A 16,223-nucleotide genomic window follows, 5' to 3' on the forward strand; every position below is an offset into this window, starting at 1 on the left:
GCGACACGGCGCGCCGGAGATTTCCCCGCCCGGTATCGGAGGAAGGGGAGAGCCTCGTCCGGCTCGCGCCCCCGGGTCTCGTGGGCAACCGGTGCCGGGACGGCGGAAGCCCGGGCGGGTGGCCGGGTCCGGTCCGGAATGCGGGAGTGGGGGGAGGCCAGGAGAATGGCCAGTGCCGGACGAACTAGTAGGAGGCGGCATGAACGCTGAGTCCGATATGACATCTCCGGGGGAGAGCCCGACGCCCGATCGCCTCTTGCACGCCGGGTCGGAGGGCGAGTACACGGCGGAGGACCTGGTCCTCGCCTCCGGACGTGACGTGAATCCGAAGAACCTCGCGTGGGCGGAGCGCCGTATGGCGGAGAAGGGGCGCGCCTCCCTGGACGAGCTTCTGCCCTGACCGCCCGGTACAGCGGACGGCCGGTCCCCGGCCCGGCCCGTGCCGGGCCGGGCCGAAGGGCCGTGCCGTCGCTCCCTCGCGAGGGCGACCGCGCGGCTACCGACAGGCTTCGCGATGATCGAGCGCTGCGCAGAGCGTGGTGAAGACGGTGGTCATCGGGGACGGGGCCGGTTCCGCGCCCTCAGCGCAGGTCGCATGGACGATCGCGTATCGCGTAGTGCGAGGTGTACGGCGACACGCCCCAGCCCCCGCGGGCCTGACGCGAACGAGTAGCTCGTCGCACGGCGCAGCACGGGGTCCGGACCACCGGCTCCCGCCCGTACAGGACGTGTCCCGGCCCGATCTTCGGGACCAGCCGGCCGCGGAGCGCCTCGGCCCGCACCGGAGCGGCGAGCTCCGACGGAGTGTCGTCCTCGTCTGCCGGGCGGCAGGCATGGATGCGCCGGGAGCGCACCGCCCACCCCCAGGCTTCCGCGAGCACGGCCAGACCGCCGCGGGCCCGCTCGATGACGGGGGTTTCCTCACGCGAGAAGGCGTCGACGAGGCCGTGACCGCCGCCTCCTGCTCGCCGACGTCCCAGGCCTCCAGCGCCGCCACGGCCGCTTGCTCCGGCACGAGAGCGCGAGGGCGCGAGGGCGCGAGGGCGCGAGGGCGCGAAGTGCGGGCGGTCCTCGATCGAGGTGGTCACGGCGGGCGGCTCCCCTCCGGCCCCTTCCGGCTCCCTGCGCACCCGGCCCGACGTCGGCATCCTGTGGCGCCCGCCCCCTGGAATGCCAGGGGCCTTCCGCATTTATGGAACACGTTCTACCGTGGCCGCCGTCGCGCGCACGGTATCCAGGACGCCGCCACGGGAGGCCCCATGCACCTCGAGTACACGCCCGACCAGCACCGCCTGCGCGCGGAGCTGCGCGCGTACTTCGCCGCGCTCGTCCCGGGCGATGTCCACGCCCGTTACGCCGACCCCGCCGCCCAGAAGCGGTTCTACCGGGAGACCGTGCGCCGGCTGGGCGACGACGGCTGGCTCGGCGTCGGATGGCCCACCGAGTACGGCGGACGCGGACTGAGCCCGATGGAGCAGTTCATCTTCTTCGACGAGGCCGCCCAGGCCGGCGTCCCGCTGCCCTTGATGGCCCTCAACACCGTCGGCCCGACGATCATGCGGTTCGGCACCGACGAGCAGAAGGCGTTCTTCCTGCCGAAGATCCTCGCCGGGGAGATCGACTTCGCCATCGGCTACAGCGAGCCCGACGCGGGCACCGACCTCGCCGCCCTCAGGACGAGCGCCGTCCGGGAGGGCGACGTGACCAGCGGCCGCTACACGGTCAACGGGCAGAAGATCTGGACCACCAACGGCGACACCGCCGACTGGGTCTGGCTCGCCGTCCGCACCGACCCGGGCGCCCCGCCGCACAAAGGCATCACCATGCTGCTCGTGCCGACCAGCGACCCCGGCTACTCCTGCACCCTCATCAACACCCTCGCCTCGCACGACACCACCGCCAGCTACTACGACAACGTCCGCGTCCCCGCCTCCCATCGCGTCGGCGAGGAGAACAAGGGCTGGCGGCTGATCACCAATCAGCTCAACCACGAGCGGGTGACCCTCGCCGCCCACGGCACGATGGCGATCCGCGCCCTCCACGACGTCCAGCGCTGGGCCGCCGACACCAAGCTCGACGACGGCCGCCGGGTGATCGACCTCGGCTGGGTACGCCGCAGCCTGGCCCGTACCCACACCCGCCTCGACGCGATGAAGCTCCTCAACTGGCAGATGGTCAACGCCGTCCAGAACGGCACGCTCACCCCCCAGGACGCCTCCGCCGTCAAGGTCTACGGCTCCGAGGCGCGCCGCGACGCGTACGCCTGGCTCATGGAGGTCGTCGGCTCGGCCGGCGCCCTGAAGGAAGGCTCCGCCGGCGCGGTCCTCCACGGCGAACTCGAACGCGGCTACCGCTCCGCCGTCATCTTCACCTTCGGCGGAGGCAACAACGAGATCCAGCGCGAGATCATCTCCTGGATCGGCCTGGGAATGCCCCGCGTTCGGCGCTAGCCGTGTCCGGAGAGTCTCGCCTGGTGCGCGGCGCCCTGCACGCACGCTCGCCGCGTTGTCGTCGGTCGCCATGGCTCCGAATCCCCCTAGGTGTGTTGTCCGGGGACGTTGGTGACACGCGTGCTGGGAACGGCGCTGCTTTCCGGACACGATCTAGCCGCCGGCCTCCGACGGGGCGACGCGGGCGGCGGCCACCCCGGCGGGGCGGCCCAGGAGGGGCGGGGGAGACTGGGCCGACACCTGAGCGAACGGAGAACCGATGGTGAACCCGCCGGAAGTCCCGATGGACACCGCCCCCGTGCACCCGGAGTACCCGGTACGGACGAAGCGGCTGCGCCTGCGACCCGTACGCGCAGACGACCTCGAGGCCGTCTACGCGCACCGCTCGCTGCCCGAGGTCGCCCTCTACCTGCCGCACGAGCCGCACACCCGGGAGGTGACCGCGCAGACGCTGCGGCGCCTGATCGCCGGGGAGTCGCTCGCCACGCCGGGGGACTGGCTGGGCCTCGCCGTCGAGACCGAGGTGGGCCGCGTCGTCGGTGAGGTGTTCCTCCGGCGGGACGACCGGGAACCGGCCACCGGCGAGGTCGGTTTCGCCTTCCACCCGGACGTGTGGGCCACCGGCATCGCCACCGAGGCGGTCACCGCCGCGCTCGACATCGCCTTCGACAGCTTCGGCTGGCACCGGGTGTACGGCGTGTGCGACGTGCGGAACATCGCTTCCGCGGCCCTCATGCGGCGCATCGGGATGCGCCACGAGGCCGTCATGCGGCGGAACTCGTACCTGAAGAACGACTGGTGCAACGACTCGATGTTCGCCGTCCTCGCCAGCGAGTGGCGCAGGACCCCGCCGCGTTCGGCCGACGAGCGCGCCGTCGACGCGGCGGCCGCCACGTTCTTCTCCGCGTTCACCCGCGCCGGCGGAGAGCCGGTGAACCCGGACGCGGCCCGCTCCGTCCTCGCCCCCGGCGCCGTCATCGAGCGGGTCGACGCGGACGGCCGCGTCGAGCGCAGGGGCGCCGAGGAGTTCCTGGCGTCCCGCCGGTCGCCGCCCAGGGGCGGCGAACCGGCCGACGGGGACGTGTTCGAGGTGTCCTGGACGACCATGATCGCCGCGGGTCGGGCCCTGCGCGGCTCGCTCATCTTCAGGCGCGGCGTCCGTGACGGCGTCCCGTTCACGGGATGGAGCCGCGTGGCCCTCCAACTCCGCCCGGCCACCGGCGCCTGGCTCGTCGAGTCCCTCACCTGGACCGACGAACCCGACACCCCTTAGGCCGTGTCCTTAACGTCCCGCCTGGCCCGCGACGCCTGGCACGCACGCTCGCCGCGTCGCCGGGATCACCCACGTACGCCCGGTACGAGGGCGACCCTCCGCCTTGCGATCCCAACGCACCAGACGCCGCCCTGCCCTGCGGGCAGACGGCGCTACGTCCCGGACACGACCTGGAGTCCGGCGGGCTGTCAGGGCACCCTCGTGGTCACGACCACCGGAATCCTTTGGCACACTGTCGCCGGTCCGACCTCGAAGTACGAGCAAGAAGAACGACAAGGAGCCGCGGCGTTGAGCGTCAGCGTTGAAGGACAGATAGACCTCGCGGGGCCGGTGGGCAAGCTGCTCCACCGGCGCCCGCTGAAGAACTCCACGGTGATGCAGTCGTTCGGCATCGACCCGGTCACCGGTGAGATCTTCGTACTCCAGGTCGTACAGGGCGGCCTGACCCTCAGTGGCGAGTCCGGACCGGTCAGCGGAGCCGACCGGGTGGCCCACGGCGACCTGTGCGTCACCCGCCTCTCCCCGACCGGGGCGATCACCGGCTTCATGTACCTGCGCGGCTTCGGCCACGGCGTCTCCATGGCCGTAGAGAACCGGGCCGGCGTCTCCTACCTGTGGACCGAGACCGCGTCCAAGCCCAACAGCAAGAACGAGGGCTACGGAACGGCCGTCACCCACTTCGAGTTCCGCACCAACACGGTCCTCGATCACGGCTCCCCGCTGCACGCGAAGCCGTACACGCCCGCCGTCGGCGCCACCGGTGTCACCTGCACCATCGACCCCACCACCAACCGACTCGTCGTCCGCTTCAACCTCAGCGGCATGAAGTACGAGTCGTACGACCTGGCCAAGGCCGCGGCCGGCGTGTGGGAGCCGATCGCGCGCATCGCCCAGCCGGACCCGAACGGCGTCTTCCAGGGGTACGCCTCCCTCGGCGGCGTCCTGTACATGCTCGCCGGACAGGCCATCGCCGCGGACAACCCGGCCAACCCGTTCCCGGGCAACACCTACCTGACCGCCGTCGACTGGACCACCGGCGCCGTCCTGGACCAGCAGCACGTCCTTGCCGCTCCCGGCCTGGAGTACCGCGAGCCCGAGGGCATGGCCGTCTCCGTACGCGGTGGCGTCCCACACCTCCACTTCGGCTTCGCCTGTGAGGACCCCGGCCCCCGCACCTGCACCATCCTGTCCCTCTCCGGCGCGCCGGAGATCGACCGCGTGAAGGTCCTCACCGACTGGCAGCCCATCAGCCTCGCCGCCGGGGCCGTAGCCGACCAGAACGCCCCCAAGGGACGGCTCATCAGCATCGCGGGCACGACGACGCTTCAGCTCAGCGGCGGCGTCAAGGGCACCTTCGACGCGGACGCCGTCATCGGCACGCTGCCCGACGCGCTCACGCCGAGCATGGTCGCCCGCGCGAGCGTGCCCCGGAACAACAACGCCGGCTACTCCGTGGCGCGCGTCGAGGTGGACTCGGACCGGCAGCTCCGGCTCTACGGCGGCCGCACCACCAACGTCATCACCTGGGCTCAGCTGGACACCTTCAGCGCCGTCTGGCGCTGACACCTCCGCCGCCCCTCAGGCATTCCCTTCCTTCTTTTCCCACGGCTCGTCAAGGAGACGATCGACCATGTCCCAGAACCGCCGCAGCATCCTCGGTGCCGCTCTCGCCCTGCCCGCCGCCCTCACCGCCGGCAGCCTGATGACCGCCACCCCGGCCGCCGCCGCCACCGGTGGCGTCGAGGCCGGCGAGTGGGCCGATCTCATCCTCGAGCCCGGCATAACCGCCCAGGTCGGCGCCACTCCGCAGGTCCGCATCGTCACGATCGCCGGCACCACCTTCCTCCAGGCGCGGGGCGCGATCACCTGCAACCTCACCGCCGACGCCAAGATCGCCACGATGCCCGCCACCCTGCGGCCCACCTGGTACACCCGCGCCACCGCGCCGCGCAACAACAGCCAGGGCATCAACGCCTGCCGCTTCGAGGTCAACACCGCCGGCTCGGTGAGCATCTACGGCGCCAACACCGGCAACCCGATCACCTGGGTCCAGTTCGACGCGGTACAGACGGTCTGGCGCTGAGACCCCGGTCCGGGGCAGGCACCCGACGTCAGGCATGGGGCGTCAGGGCGTCCGGCACGCCTGACGCCCTGACGCCCTGAGGCAGGAAGCCCGCCCCGGGCTCTTCGGCCGGCAACGCCACCGAAGCCGCCGAGACCGCCGCCAGGTCACAGCGTGAAAACGATGGCCCGTCCGCGCCCCGCCGTGCGCCCCCGCCCCGTACAAACTCCGCAGCCAGGCGGCCATACTGGACGGGCCGGGGAGGGCGCAGCGAATCGACGGGGGCGACAGCACGCGATGGCGGAAACCAGGCTGGTCCAGGGCCGGTACCGGCTGCATGACGTAATCGGGCGCGGCGGCATGGGCGAGGTGTGGCGGGCCACCGACGAGTCGCTCGGGCGCCGCGTCGCGGTCAAGTGCCTCAAGCCGCTCGGACCGCAGCAGGACCCGAACTTCATGAAGGTGCTGCGCGAGCGGTTCCGGCGCGAGGCGCGCGTCGCCGCCTCGCTCCAGCACCGCGGGGTGACCGTCGTCCACGACTTCGGCGAGTCCGACGGCGTGCTCTTCCTCGTCATGGAACTCCTGGAGGGCCACAACCTCAGCCAGCTCCTCGACGAGAACAAGCAGCACCCGCTGCCGGTGCAGGACGTCGTGGACATCGCCGAACAGGTCGCCGACGCACTCGCGTACACCCACCGCCAGGGGATCGTGCACCGCGACCTCAAGCCCGCCAACATCATGCGGCTCGGCGACGGCGCGGTGAAGATCTGCGACTTCGGGATAGCGCGTCTCGGCGCCGACATCGGCTTCACCTCGCGCCTCACCGGCACCGGCATCGCCATGGGCACCCCGCACTACATGTCGCCGGAGCAGATCAGCGGGGGAGAGATCGACCATCGCAGCGACCTGTACTCCCTGGGCTGCGTGCTGTACGAGATCGCCACCGGCGCCCCGCCCTTCGACCTCGACGACGCCTGGGCCGTCCTCGTCGGCCACCGCGACACGCCGCCCGAACCGCTCCGCACCCGCCGGGCCGAACTGCCCGACTACCTGGACCGGATCGTCCTCGACCTGCTCGCCAAGACACCGGAGGGGCGGCCCACCGACGCGACCGACCTGCGCCGCCGGATCGTCTCGGCCCGCTCCGCGCCGGTCTCCGTCTCCGTGCCGGTTCCGGTGTTCACGCCTCTGCTTCGCGAGCCGGAGGTCTCCGCACCCGCGCCCCGGCTCCCGTCCTGGGCCCGCGGGATGACGACCGGCCACAAGGCCACCGCGGGTTCCCTCGCACTCGCCGCGCGGGGGTACGACCCGGCCGCCGGGCTGACGGGGGAGTGGACGACCGGCTCGGGAGTGGTGCGCGCCCCGGAGCCCACAGCGGCGCCCAGCCCGACGGCCGGACTGCCGCCCGAACCGACGACCGCGCCCACCACCGGGCCGACGGCCGAACCCACGCCCGGACTCCCGCCCGAGCTGCCCGCCGTGCTCGCCGCCCGGCACAGGGCGGGGCTCGGCCTGGGCCGGCTCGGCCGCTGGGACGAGGCCGAGGCCGTGCACCGCTCCGTCGTCGCGGACCGGGAGCGGGTCCTTGGACCCGACCACCCCGACACCCTCACCAGCCGGTACGAATGGGGCTTCGCGCTCGGCCGGCTCGACCGACCGACCGACGCGCTCCGTGAGTTCCACCGGGTCACCGAGGCACGGGAGCGCATGCTCGGCGCGGACCACCCCGACACGTTGGCCGCCCGCCAGGAGACGGCGTACCTCCTCGGCCGCCTCGGCCGGCACTTCGAGGCGCACGACGTGTACGCGGAGGTGCTCGTCTCACGTGAGCGCACCATGGGCCAGGACCACCCCGACACCCTGCGCTGCCGCCACAACCTGGCCTTCAACCTGGGCAGGCTGGGACGCCTCGAGGAGTCGTACCGGATGGCGCGCGAAGTGGCGGAGGCGCGCGGCCGGCTGCTCGGCGCGGACCACCCCGACACCCTGGTGACGCGGTACGAAGTGGCGTATACCCTCGGCCGGTTGGGGCGCTGGAAGGAGGCGCTCGACGGCTACCGCGAAGTCGCCGCGACCCGTGCCGCGGTGCTCGGCGCCGACCACCCCGACACCCTCGCCACCCGCTACGAGGTCGGCATCTGCCTGGGCCGGCTCGGCCTCGGCGCCGAGGCCCTGGCCCTCTACCGCGAGCTGACCGAGGCCCGCGGCCGGGTCCACGGACCCGACCACCCTGAGACGCTGCGGGCCCGCCACGGCGTAGGCGTCAACCTCGGCCGCCTCTCCCGCTGGGAGGAGGCCGTGGCGGAAGCCCGTGCGGTGTGCGCGGTCCGCGAACGGGTCCTCGGGCCCGACCACCCCGACACCCTGATCAGCCGCCGCGAGGTCGCCGTCGGCCTGGGCTGGCTGGCCCGCTGGGACGAGGCCCTGACGGCCTACCACGAGGTCGCCGAAGCCCGCGCACGCACCCTCGGACCCGATCACCCCGACACCCTGACCGCCCGCGAGGACGAGGCCCACTGCCTGGAACAACTCGGCCGCCCCACGGAAGCGGCCGAACTCCACCGAGGGACGCCGTCCCCGCGCCAGGGCAACGGCGGACAGCGGGCCGCTCCTTAGGTCAGTCGCCGTGCCGGTGGGTCTCCCACCAGGCGCCGAGCTCCCGCAGCCGTGCGTCGAAGCGACGGTCGAGGAACGACGTCGGAGCCAGGAGTGTCAGGCACTCACCCGTGACCAGGCCGACGCTCACCTGCCGAGTGCCGAAGACGCCGCTCCGCACCTCGATCCGCGTGATGTCCGCCCATGGCACACGGCGTCTCGAGCCGGTGGCCGTGACGACCACGAGGTGATCGGCCGTCAGCCGGGCGCCCAGCGGCCGGGGGATGACGAGCAGAGCGGCCACGCCGGCGGCGCCGGACTGGGCGCACCAGCGCAAGGTCTCGGCCGTCATGGGCTCCGAGTCCCACCAGAGCGCCAGGTAAAGCAGGCCCAGTCCCGCGACCCCTCCCACGGCGAGCGGGAGGACGTCCTGCGCCTGTCCCCTCCGGAAGTCGACCGTCTCCCGTGTGCGCGCCACATGCCCTCCCCGGTTCCGTCCCGAGAGAGCAGTCTCGCCCGACGGTGACGGCGACCCCGCACGGCCCCGCCCATCGGCTCCTTCGGTGGGTCAGGGGTTCCGGTGGCGATTCTTCGCGTGTTAGCAAGAGACATGACCGCACAGCGCTCGTACGACGCCGTCATCGTCGGCGGTGGCCACAACGGACTGGTCGCCGCCGCCTACCTGGCCCGCGCCGGGCGTACCGTCCTCGTCCTGGAACGCCTCGGGTCCACCGGGGGCGCCGCCGTCTCCACCCGGCCCTTCGAGGGGGTCGACGCCCGGCTCTCCCGGTACTCGTACCTGGTCTCGCTGCTGCCGGGGAAGATCGTGCGCGAGCTGGGGCTCCGGTTCGCCGTGCGGAAAAGGTCCGTCTCCTCGTACACGCCGAAGGGCGACGGGGGGCTGCTCGTCGGCGGCGGCCCCGACCGCACCCGCGCCTCCTTCGCCGCGCTCACCGGCTCCGACCGCGAGTACGAGGCCTGGCAGGCGTTCTACGGCCGTACGGCCCGGGTTGCCGCGCGGGTCTTCCCCACCCTCACCGAGCCGCTGCCCACCCGAGACGCACTGCGCGCCCGCGTCGACGACGAGACCGCCTGGCGGATGCTCTTCGAGGAGCCCCTCGGCGTCGCCGTCGAGGAGACCTTCGCCGACGACCTCGTCCGCGGCGTCGTCCTCACCGACGCCCTCATCGGCACCTTCGCCGACGCGCATCACCCCACCCTGCTCCAGAACCGTTGCTTCCTCTACCACGTCATCGGCGGCGGAACGGGCGACTGGGACGTCCCCGTCGGCGGCATGGGCGCTCTCACCGACGCTCTCGCGGACGCGGCCCGCGCCGCAGGTGCCGAGATCCGCACCGGTCACGAGGCCACCCGGATCGAGACCGACGGCACCCGCGCCGAGATCACCTTCCGCACCGCCGACGGCGAGAACTCCGTCGCCGCCACCCATGTCCTCGTCAACGCCTCCCCGCAGGCCCTGGCCACTCTCCTCGGCGAGACGCCACCGCCGCCCGCCGAAGGCGCACAGCTCAAGGTCAACATGCTGCTCACCCGGTTGCCCCGCCTCCGCGACCGCTCGGTCGACCCCCGCGAGGCCTTCGCCGGGACCTTCCACATCGCCGAGGGGTACGAACAGCTCGCCGCCGCGTACGCCGAGGCCGCCGCCGGACGGTTGCCGAGCACACCACCCTCCGAGATCTACTGCCACTCCCTGACGGACCCCAGCATCCTCGGCCCCGAACTCGCCGAGCGCGGCCACCAGACCCTCACCCTCTTCGGACTCCACACCCCCGCCCGCCTGTTCGCCGCCGACAACGACACCGCGCGCCGCGAACTCCTCCAAGCGACCTTCGCCGCACTCGACGCCGTCCTCGACGAGCCGCTCACCGACTGCCTCGCCCTCGACGCCGAAGGCCGGCCCTGCATCGAGGCCAAGACCCCGCTCGACCTCGAACGTGAACTGGGCCTGCCCGGCGGCCACATCTTCCACCGCGACCTCTCCTTCCCCTACGGGGAAGACGGCACCGGCCGATGGGGCGTCGAGACCCCCCACCCCAACGTCCTGCTGTGCGGCGCCGGCGCCGTCCGGGGCGGCGGAGTGAGTGGCATCCCCGGCCACAACGCGGCGATGGCGGCGCTCGGACGTTGACATCGGGGACGCTCCCGCCTCGGGCGTGAAGCTGACCTGCGACCGCGCTTAAGAAAACCTCGATGGACCGCGAGCCCGACATACGGAAGATTCCTTTCAGGGATCTTGGGCGCACACCACGCCGGGACCCCGCACGTCACAGGACACGCACGTCGGGAGCCATGGCATTGAAGGCACTGGTCAAGCAGAAGGCGGAGCCGGGACTCTGGCTCACGGACGTACCGGAGCCGGGGATCGGCACCGGGGACGTACTGATCAAGGTCAAGCGGACCGGCATCTGCGGCACCGACCTCCACATCCGTTCCTGGGACGGCTGGGCGCAGAAGACCATCACCACACCGCTGACCCTCGGCCACGAGTTCGTCGGCGAGGTCGTGGAGACCGGCCGTGACGTCGCCGAGATCAAGGTCGGCGATCTCGTCAGCGGCGAGGGACACCTCGTCTGTGGCAAGTGCCGCAACTGTCTCGCCGGCCGTCGCCACCTCTGCCGCGCCACCGTCGGCCTCGGCGTCGGCCGCGACGGCGCCTTCGCCGAGTACGTCGCCCTGCCCGCCTCCAACGTCTGGGTGCATCGGGTCCCCGTCGACCTCGACGTCGCCGCGATCTTCGACCCCTTCGGAAACGCCGTGCACACGGCCCTCTCCTTCCCGCTGGTCGGCGAGGACGTGCTGGTCACCGGCGCCGGCCCGATCGGCATCATGGCCGCCGCCGTCGCCAAGCACGCGGGCGCCCGCCACGTCATGATCACCGACGTGAGCGAGGAGCGCCTGGACCTGGCCCGCAAGGCCGGCGTCTCGCTCGCGCTGAACGTCGCCGAGCAGACCATCGCCGACGGCCAGCGCACCCTCGGCCTCAAGGAGGGCTTCGACGTCGGCCTGGAGATGTCCGGCAACCCGCACGCGATGCGTGACATGGTCGCCAACATGACCCACGGCGGCAAGATCGCCATGCTCGGGCTGCCCGCCGAGGACTTCGCCGTCGACTGGGCGAAGATCGTCACCTCGATGATCACCATCAAGGGGATCTACGGACGAGAGATGTTCGAGACCTGGTACGCGATGTCCGTGCTTCTGGAGGGCGGTCTCGACCTCGCCCCCGTGATCACCGGCCGGTACGACTACCGCGACTTCGAGGCCGCCTTCGACGACGCCGCGTCCGGCAAGGGCGGCAAGATCATCCTCGACTGGACCGTCTGATCCGTCCGATCCGCATCGATCGGTCCGATCCGACCGGTCCGTCCGACCGTCCGATCTCCTCTCCTCAGATCCCCTCCAAGGAATCCAGCATGTTCGACTCCGTACGCGACGACCTCCGCACCACCCTCGACGAGATCCGCGCCGCCGGTCTGCACAAGCCCGAGCGCGTCATCGGCACCCCTCAGTCGGCCACCGTCGCCGTCACCGCCGGCGGGCAGCCCGGCGAGGTGCTCAACTTCTGCGCCAACAACTACCTCGGCCTCGCCGACCACCCCGAGGTCATCGCCGCCGCCCACGAGGCGCTCGACCGCTGGGGCTACGGCATGGCCTCCGTCCGCTTCATCTGCGGCACGCAGGAGGTGCACAAGGAGCTGGAGGCGCGGCTGTCCTCCTTCCTCGGCCAGGAGGACACGATCCTCTACTCCTCCTGCTTCGACGCCAACGGCGGTGTCTTCGAGACGCTCCTGGGCCCCGAGGACGCCGTGATCTCGGACGCCCTCAACCACGCCTCCATCATCGACGGCATCCGCCTCTCCAAGGCCCGCCGCTTCCGTTACGCCAACCGCGACATGGCCGACCTGGAGCAGCAGCTCAAGGACGCGGCCGACGGCGGAGCCCGCCGCAAGCTGATCGTCACCGACGGCGTCTTCTCGATGGACGGCTACGTCGCCCCGCTCCAGGAGATCTGCGACCTGGCCGAGCGCCACGACGCCATGGTCATGGTCGACGACTCGCACGCCGTCGGCTTCGTCGGCCCCGGCGGTCGTGGCACGCCCGAACTGCACGGCGTCATGGACCGCGTCGACATCATCACCGGCACGCTCGGCAAGGCCCTCGGTGGCGCCTCCGGCGGCTACGTCGCCGCCCGCGCCGAGATCGTCGCCCTGCTGCGGCAGCGCTCCCGCCCGTACCTCTTCTCCAACACCCTCGCCCCGGTCATCGCCGCCGCCTCCCTCAAGGTCCTCGACCTCCTGGAGTCCGCCGGCGACCTGCGCGAGCGCCTGCGCGCCAACACCGCGCTGTTCCGCTCCCGCATGACCGAGGAGGGCTTCGACATCCTCCCCGGCGACCACGCCATCGCCCCGGTCATGATCGGCGACGCGTCCGAGGCCGGAAGGATGGCGGAGCTCCTTCTGGAGCGCGGCGTGTACGTGATCGGCTTCTCGTACCCCGTCGTTCCGCAGGGTCAGGCGCGCATCCGCGTCCAACTGTCGGCGGCGCACTCCACCGAGGACGTCAACCGCGCGGTCGACGCGTTCGTCGCCGCCCGCGCCGCCCTGCGAGACTAGGGGCATGATCGAAGCGCGGCGGCTGCACATCCTCCGTGCGGTGGCCGACCACCGCACGGTCACGGCCGCTGCCGCCGCGCTGTACCTCACCCCCTCCGCGGTCTCCCAGCAGCTCGCCGCGTTGGAGCAGGAGACCGGCCACCGGCTGGTCGAGCGCAGCGCCCGGGGGGCGCGGCTCACCCCGGCCGGCGAGATTCTGCTGAGCCACGCCAACGCCGTCCTCGCCCAGCTGGAGCGGGCCGAGGCCGAACTCGCGGCCTACGGGTCGGGCGAGGCCGGCACGGTCACGGTTGCGGCCTTCGCCACGGGTATCGGCCTGGTCGTCGCCCCGGCCATCACTCAGCTCGCCCGGACCGCGCCGGGCATCCGGGTACGGGTGCGGGACGCCGAGGGGGACGAGAGCCTGCTGATGGTCCTGGACCGGCAGGTCGACGTGGCGGTGGCGGTGGAGTACCGGGGCGCGCCCGGTGAGGACGACGCTCGGCTCACCCGCGTACCGCTGTACGCGGAGCCCTTCGACGCCGTCCTGCCCCTCGGGCACCGGCTCGCCGACGACGAGCGGGTCGCACTCGCCGACCTCGCCAAGGACGCGTGGATCGGACAGTCGGCGGGCAACCCGTGTCACGACGTGACCGTGCTGGCCTGCGAGTACGCCGGCTTCGAGCCCCGCCTCGAACACTCCTCCGACGACTTCCGTGCCGTCGTCGCACTCGCCTCCGCGGGCGCCGGCGTGGCACTCGTGCCGCGCTCGGCGCTGCGCGGGATGGAGCTCGACGACGTGCTGATCCGGCCGGTGGACGGGGTGGCGCCCACGCGCCGCGTCTTCGCGTCGGTACGGCGCGGAGCCGAGGACCACCCGCTGATCAGCCCGGTCCTCGCGGCCCTGCGGGAAGCGGCCGAACCGAGCGCCTGAGCGGCTTGCGGTTGCCACCCCGGCCCGGCGGCGCCCCCGGCCAGGTGGTCGCAAGTCCGGCGGCACCCCGGCCGAAGGAACCCGGCCGACGGCAGCCCCCGTGCGGTCGTAAGTCCGGCGGCACTCCGGCCGAAGGCGCCCCGATCCGGCCCGGCGGCGTCCCGGCCGAGGGCAGCCCCCCGGCGGTCGCCGTCCGGCGGCACCACCGTCCGGCGGCCCCCGGGCCGGTGGACGCCGTCCGGCCGCCGCCCTGGCTCCCAGGTGCCCGGGCCGCGGCCTCGCGGACGGCCGGTGGTCGCCACTCGCGTCCCCCGGTGCTCCCGGCGGGCACCCCCCGGTCCCGGGCGGGACGCCCGCGCGCGTCAGTCCTCCGACGAGGTCCAGCCCACCGCCTCGATCCGGGACGCGTCTTCCGGCCGGGCCCCGTCGAAGAGTGGGCGGCCCGTGGCGTCGAGGATCCGCAGCCCGTCGACGTACACCCCGCGCCCGACGTAGCGCTGGTCCGTCGTGTACCGCCAGCGCACCCGGAGTTCCTGTCCGTCCCCGGTCGGCAGCTCCGCCGACGCCTCGTGCCAGACGCGGCCCGACCAGCCGCTCACCGACCCGGCCGGGTGCGGCCGCGGCGGTTCGTCTCCGCGTACGGTGGCGAACGGCACCGGCCCCCAGCTCGCTCCGCCGTCCCGCGACGCCTCCAGGAAGGCCGCGTCCGCGCCCGGCTCGGTGTCCCACCACAGGTCGCACTCCAGCCGGGCGGAGCCCGCACCCGAGGCCCCGGTGAGCGGCGGCAGCGTGAGGGTCGCGGTCGTGGCGCTCGCAGTCCCCGAGAACCAGGCGGTCCGGCCGCGCGCCGGCCGGACCGGCACGGCGCGGGCCAGGTGGTTCGCGGCGGCGACCCGGGGCGCGGAGCCGGAACGCCAGGTGCGGACGGGATGGACGGAGTTGCCGAGCACGACGAGGAACGCGTCGGTGGTCGGGTCCAGGACCAGGCTGGTACCGGTGAAGCCGGTGTGTCCCGCCGTGCGCGGGGTGGCCATCGCGCCCATGTACCAGTGCTGGTAGAGCTCGAAGCCGAGACCGTGTTCGTCGCCGGGGAAGGCGGTGTTGAAGTCGGTGAACATCAGCTCGACGGACGCGCGGGAGAGGATGCGGGCGCGGCCGTACGCCCCGCCGTTGAGGAGGGTACGGGCGAGCACGGCGAGGTCCCAGGCGCAGGAGAACACCCCCGCGTGGCCGGCGACGCCGCCGAGGCTGTACGCGTTCTCGTCGTGGACCTCGCCCCACACCATGCCCCGGTCGAGGCCCGACCACGGGCGCCGGGCGTCCTCCGTCGCCGCGATCCTCGGCTTCCAGGAGAGCGGCGGATTGAACCGCGTGCGGTACATCCCGAGCGGAGCGGTGATCTCGTCGTGGAGCAGGGTGTCCAGGGGGCGACCGGTGATCTCCTCCAGGATCAGTTGGAGCGAGATCAGGTTCAGGTCGGAGTACAGATACCTCGTGCCGGGCGGACCGGTCAGGGCTTCGTTCCACAGCAGTCGCAGCTTCCCCTCCCGCGTCGGCTCCTTGTACAGCGGGATCCAGGACCGGAACCCCGAGGTATGCGTGAGGAGCTGACGGACCGTGACGTCCTGCTTTCCGCCGCCGCCGAACTCCGGCAGGTACGCCGTGACCTTCGCCTCCAGCTCCAGAGCGCCCCGCTCGATCTGCTGGACCGCCAGGATCGAGGTGAACAGCTTGGAGACGGACGCCAGATCGAAGACCGTGTCCTCGGCCATCGGGATCTGCCGCTCCGGCGGCAGCTCGATCCCGCTGTCCGTCTTCTCGTCGTACCCCGCGTACCGCACGGCCGTGCCGATCGGCCGGTGCAGCGCGACCGTGCCGCCCCGCCCGGCGAGCAGCACCGCACCCGCGTACCAGGGATGCTCGGGGGAGGGCCCGAGGAACGACTCGGCGTCGGCGACCAGACGGTCCAGATGCCCGGGCAGCAGCCCGGCGCGCTCGGCGGAACCGCGCCGCAGCGTCGTCCGTCCGCCCCGCGGTACGGAGGCCTCGGCGGCCCCCGGAATCGAGCCGACCACCAGCGCACCTCCCAGGGCGAGAACCCGGCCGCCGAACGCGCGACGGCTCATTCCCCGGCCCGTCGAACCCTCTGCCGTCTCCTCCGTCATACCCACCCTCTCCCACCCACCTGAAAGAATTCTCCGCCACACCCGTATCGACTGAAACTTTCTTACCGGGGTGGGGGCGGGTCAAGGAAGCGGGGTGCGGAGCAAAGAATCTGACGCTGCATCAGAACATC

General features: G+C 72.5%; 12 protein-coding genes. 10 read left to right on the forward strand and 2 right to left on the reverse strand.

Annotated elements, in window-relative coordinates:
- Positions 1-199: 199 nt before the first annotated feature.
- The 6 genes from IE136_RS12110 to IE136_RS12135 all read left to right on the forward strand — a co-directional run bounded on the left by IE136_RS12110 (position 200) and on the right by IE136_RS12135 (position 8,401).
- Positions 200-400 (forward strand): hypothetical protein, encoded by a 201-nt coding sequence (locus IE136_RS12110; protein WP_158984396.1) that lies wholly within the window; start codon positions 200-202, stop codon positions 398-400.
- Between the two features lie 859 nt (positions 401-1,259).
- On the forward strand, positions 1,260-2,450 hold the full coding sequence (locus IE136_RS12115; RefSeq protein WP_189600314.1) for an acyl-CoA dehydrogenase family protein: 1,191 nt from the start codon (positions 1,260-1,262) through the stop codon (positions 2,448-2,450).
- Positions 2,451-2,709: 259 nt separating this feature from the next.
- The gene (locus tag IE136_RS12120; RefSeq protein WP_158984329.1) at positions 2,710-3,723 is read left to right on the forward strand and encodes a GNAT family N-acetyltransferase; all 1,014 of its coding nucleotides are present in this window, start codon (positions 2,710-2,712) and stop codon (positions 3,721-3,723) included.
- A 288-nt stretch (positions 3,724-4,011) separates the two neighbouring features.
- Positions 4,012-5,286, forward strand: a complete 1,275-nt coding sequence (locus tag IE136_RS12125; RefSeq protein ID WP_189600315.1) for a phage baseplate protein — start codon at positions 4,012-4,014, stop codon at positions 5,284-5,286.
- 67 nt (positions 5,287-5,353) lie between these two features.
- Positions 5,354-5,806: a hypothetical protein gene (locus IE136_RS36400; protein ID WP_158984325.1), complete on the forward strand. Its 453-nt coding sequence runs from the start codon at positions 5,354-5,356 to the stop codon at positions 5,804-5,806.
- 276 nt (positions 5,807-6,082) lie between these two features.
- Positions 6,083-8,401, forward strand: a complete 2,319-nt coding sequence (locus IE136_RS12135; RefSeq protein WP_158984323.1) for a serine/threonine-protein kinase — start codon at positions 6,083-6,085, stop codon at positions 8,399-8,401.
- Position 8,402: 1 nt separating this feature from the next.
- Here the strand turns inward: IE136_RS12135 and IE136_RS12140 are convergent, their stop codons facing one another.
- Positions 8,403-8,858, reverse strand: a complete 456-nt coding sequence (locus IE136_RS12140) for a hypothetical protein (RefSeq protein ID WP_189600316.1) — start codon at positions 8,856-8,858, stop codon at positions 8,403-8,405.
- Between the two features lie 132 nt (positions 8,859-8,990).
- On the opposite strand from IE136_RS12140, the gene IE136_RS12145 reads away from it, so the two are divergent.
- From IE136_RS12145 to IE136_RS12160, 4 genes are all read left to right on the forward strand, one after another.
- Positions 8,991-10,529: a phytoene desaturase family protein gene (locus IE136_RS12145; RefSeq protein WP_189600317.1), complete on the forward strand. Its 1,539-nt coding sequence runs from the start codon at positions 8,991-8,993 to the stop codon at positions 10,527-10,529.
- 167 nt (positions 10,530-10,696) lie between these two features.
- A complete protein-coding gene (tdh, locus tag IE136_RS12150; protein ID WP_158993919.1) occupies positions 10,697-11,725 on the forward strand; it encodes an L-threonine 3-dehydrogenase in 1,029 nt (342 codons plus the stop codon).
- Positions 11,726-11,814: 89 nt separating this feature from the next.
- Complete coding sequence (locus IE136_RS12155; RefSeq protein WP_189600318.1) at positions 11,815-13,014, forward strand: glycine C-acetyltransferase; 1,200 nt, start codon at positions 11,815-11,817, stop codon at positions 13,012-13,014.
- 4 nt (positions 13,015-13,018) lie between these two features.
- Complete coding sequence (locus tag IE136_RS12160) at positions 13,019-13,927, forward strand: LysR family transcriptional regulator (protein WP_158984315.1); 909 nt, start codon at positions 13,019-13,021, stop codon at positions 13,925-13,927.
- A gap of 362 nt (positions 13,928-14,289) precedes the next feature.
- On the opposite strand, the gene IE136_RS12165 is transcribed toward IE136_RS12160, so the two are convergent.
- Positions 14,290-16,092, reverse strand: a complete 1,803-nt coding sequence (locus tag IE136_RS12165) for a serine hydrolase domain-containing protein (RefSeq protein WP_189600319.1) — start codon at positions 16,090-16,092, stop codon at positions 14,290-14,292.
- Positions 16,093-16,223 lie beyond the last annotated feature (131 nt).

It is taken from the genome of Streptomyces lateritius, assembly GCF_014649715.1.
Lineage (GTDB): Bacteria > Actinomycetota > Actinomycetes > Streptomycetales > Streptomycetaceae > Streptomyces > Streptomyces lateritius.

What these genes read in the sequence shown, in the direction of transcription:
- IE136_RS12110 (WP_158984396.1), top strand. Translation starts at nt 200, where the DNA reads ATGAACGCTGAGTCCGATATGACATCTCCGGGGGAGAGCCCGACGCCC.
- IE136_RS12115 (WP_189600314.1), top strand. Translation starts at nt 1,260, where the DNA reads ATGCACCTCGAGTACACGCCCGACCAGCACCGCCTGCGCGCGGAGCTG.
- IE136_RS12120 (WP_158984329.1), top strand. Translation starts at nt 2,710, where the DNA reads ATGGTGAACCCGCCGGAAGTCCCGATGGACACCGCCCCCGTGCACCCG.
- IE136_RS36400 (WP_158984325.1), top strand. Translation starts at nt 5,354, where the DNA reads ATGTCCCAGAACCGCCGCAGCATCCTCGGTGCCGCTCTCGCCCTGCCC.
- IE136_RS12135 (WP_158984323.1), top strand. Translation starts at nt 6,083, where the DNA reads ATGGCGGAAACCAGGCTGGTCCAGGGCCGGTACCGGCTGCATGACGTA.
- IE136_RS12145 (WP_189600317.1), top strand. Translation starts at nt 8,991, where the DNA reads ATGACCGCACAGCGCTCGTACGACGCCGTCATCGTCGGCGGTGGCCAC.
- IE136_RS12155 (WP_189600318.1), top strand. Translation starts at nt 11,815, where the DNA reads ATGTTCGACTCCGTACGCGACGACCTCCGCACCACCCTCGACGAGATC.
- IE136_RS12160 (WP_158984315.1), top strand. Translation starts at nt 13,019, where the DNA reads ATGATCGAAGCGCGGCGGCTGCACATCCTCCGTGCGGTGGCCGACCAC.
- IE136_RS12165 (WP_189600319.1), bottom strand. Translation starts at nt 16,092, where the DNA reads ATGACGGAGGAGACGGCAGAGGGTTCGACGGGCCGGGGAATGAGCCGT.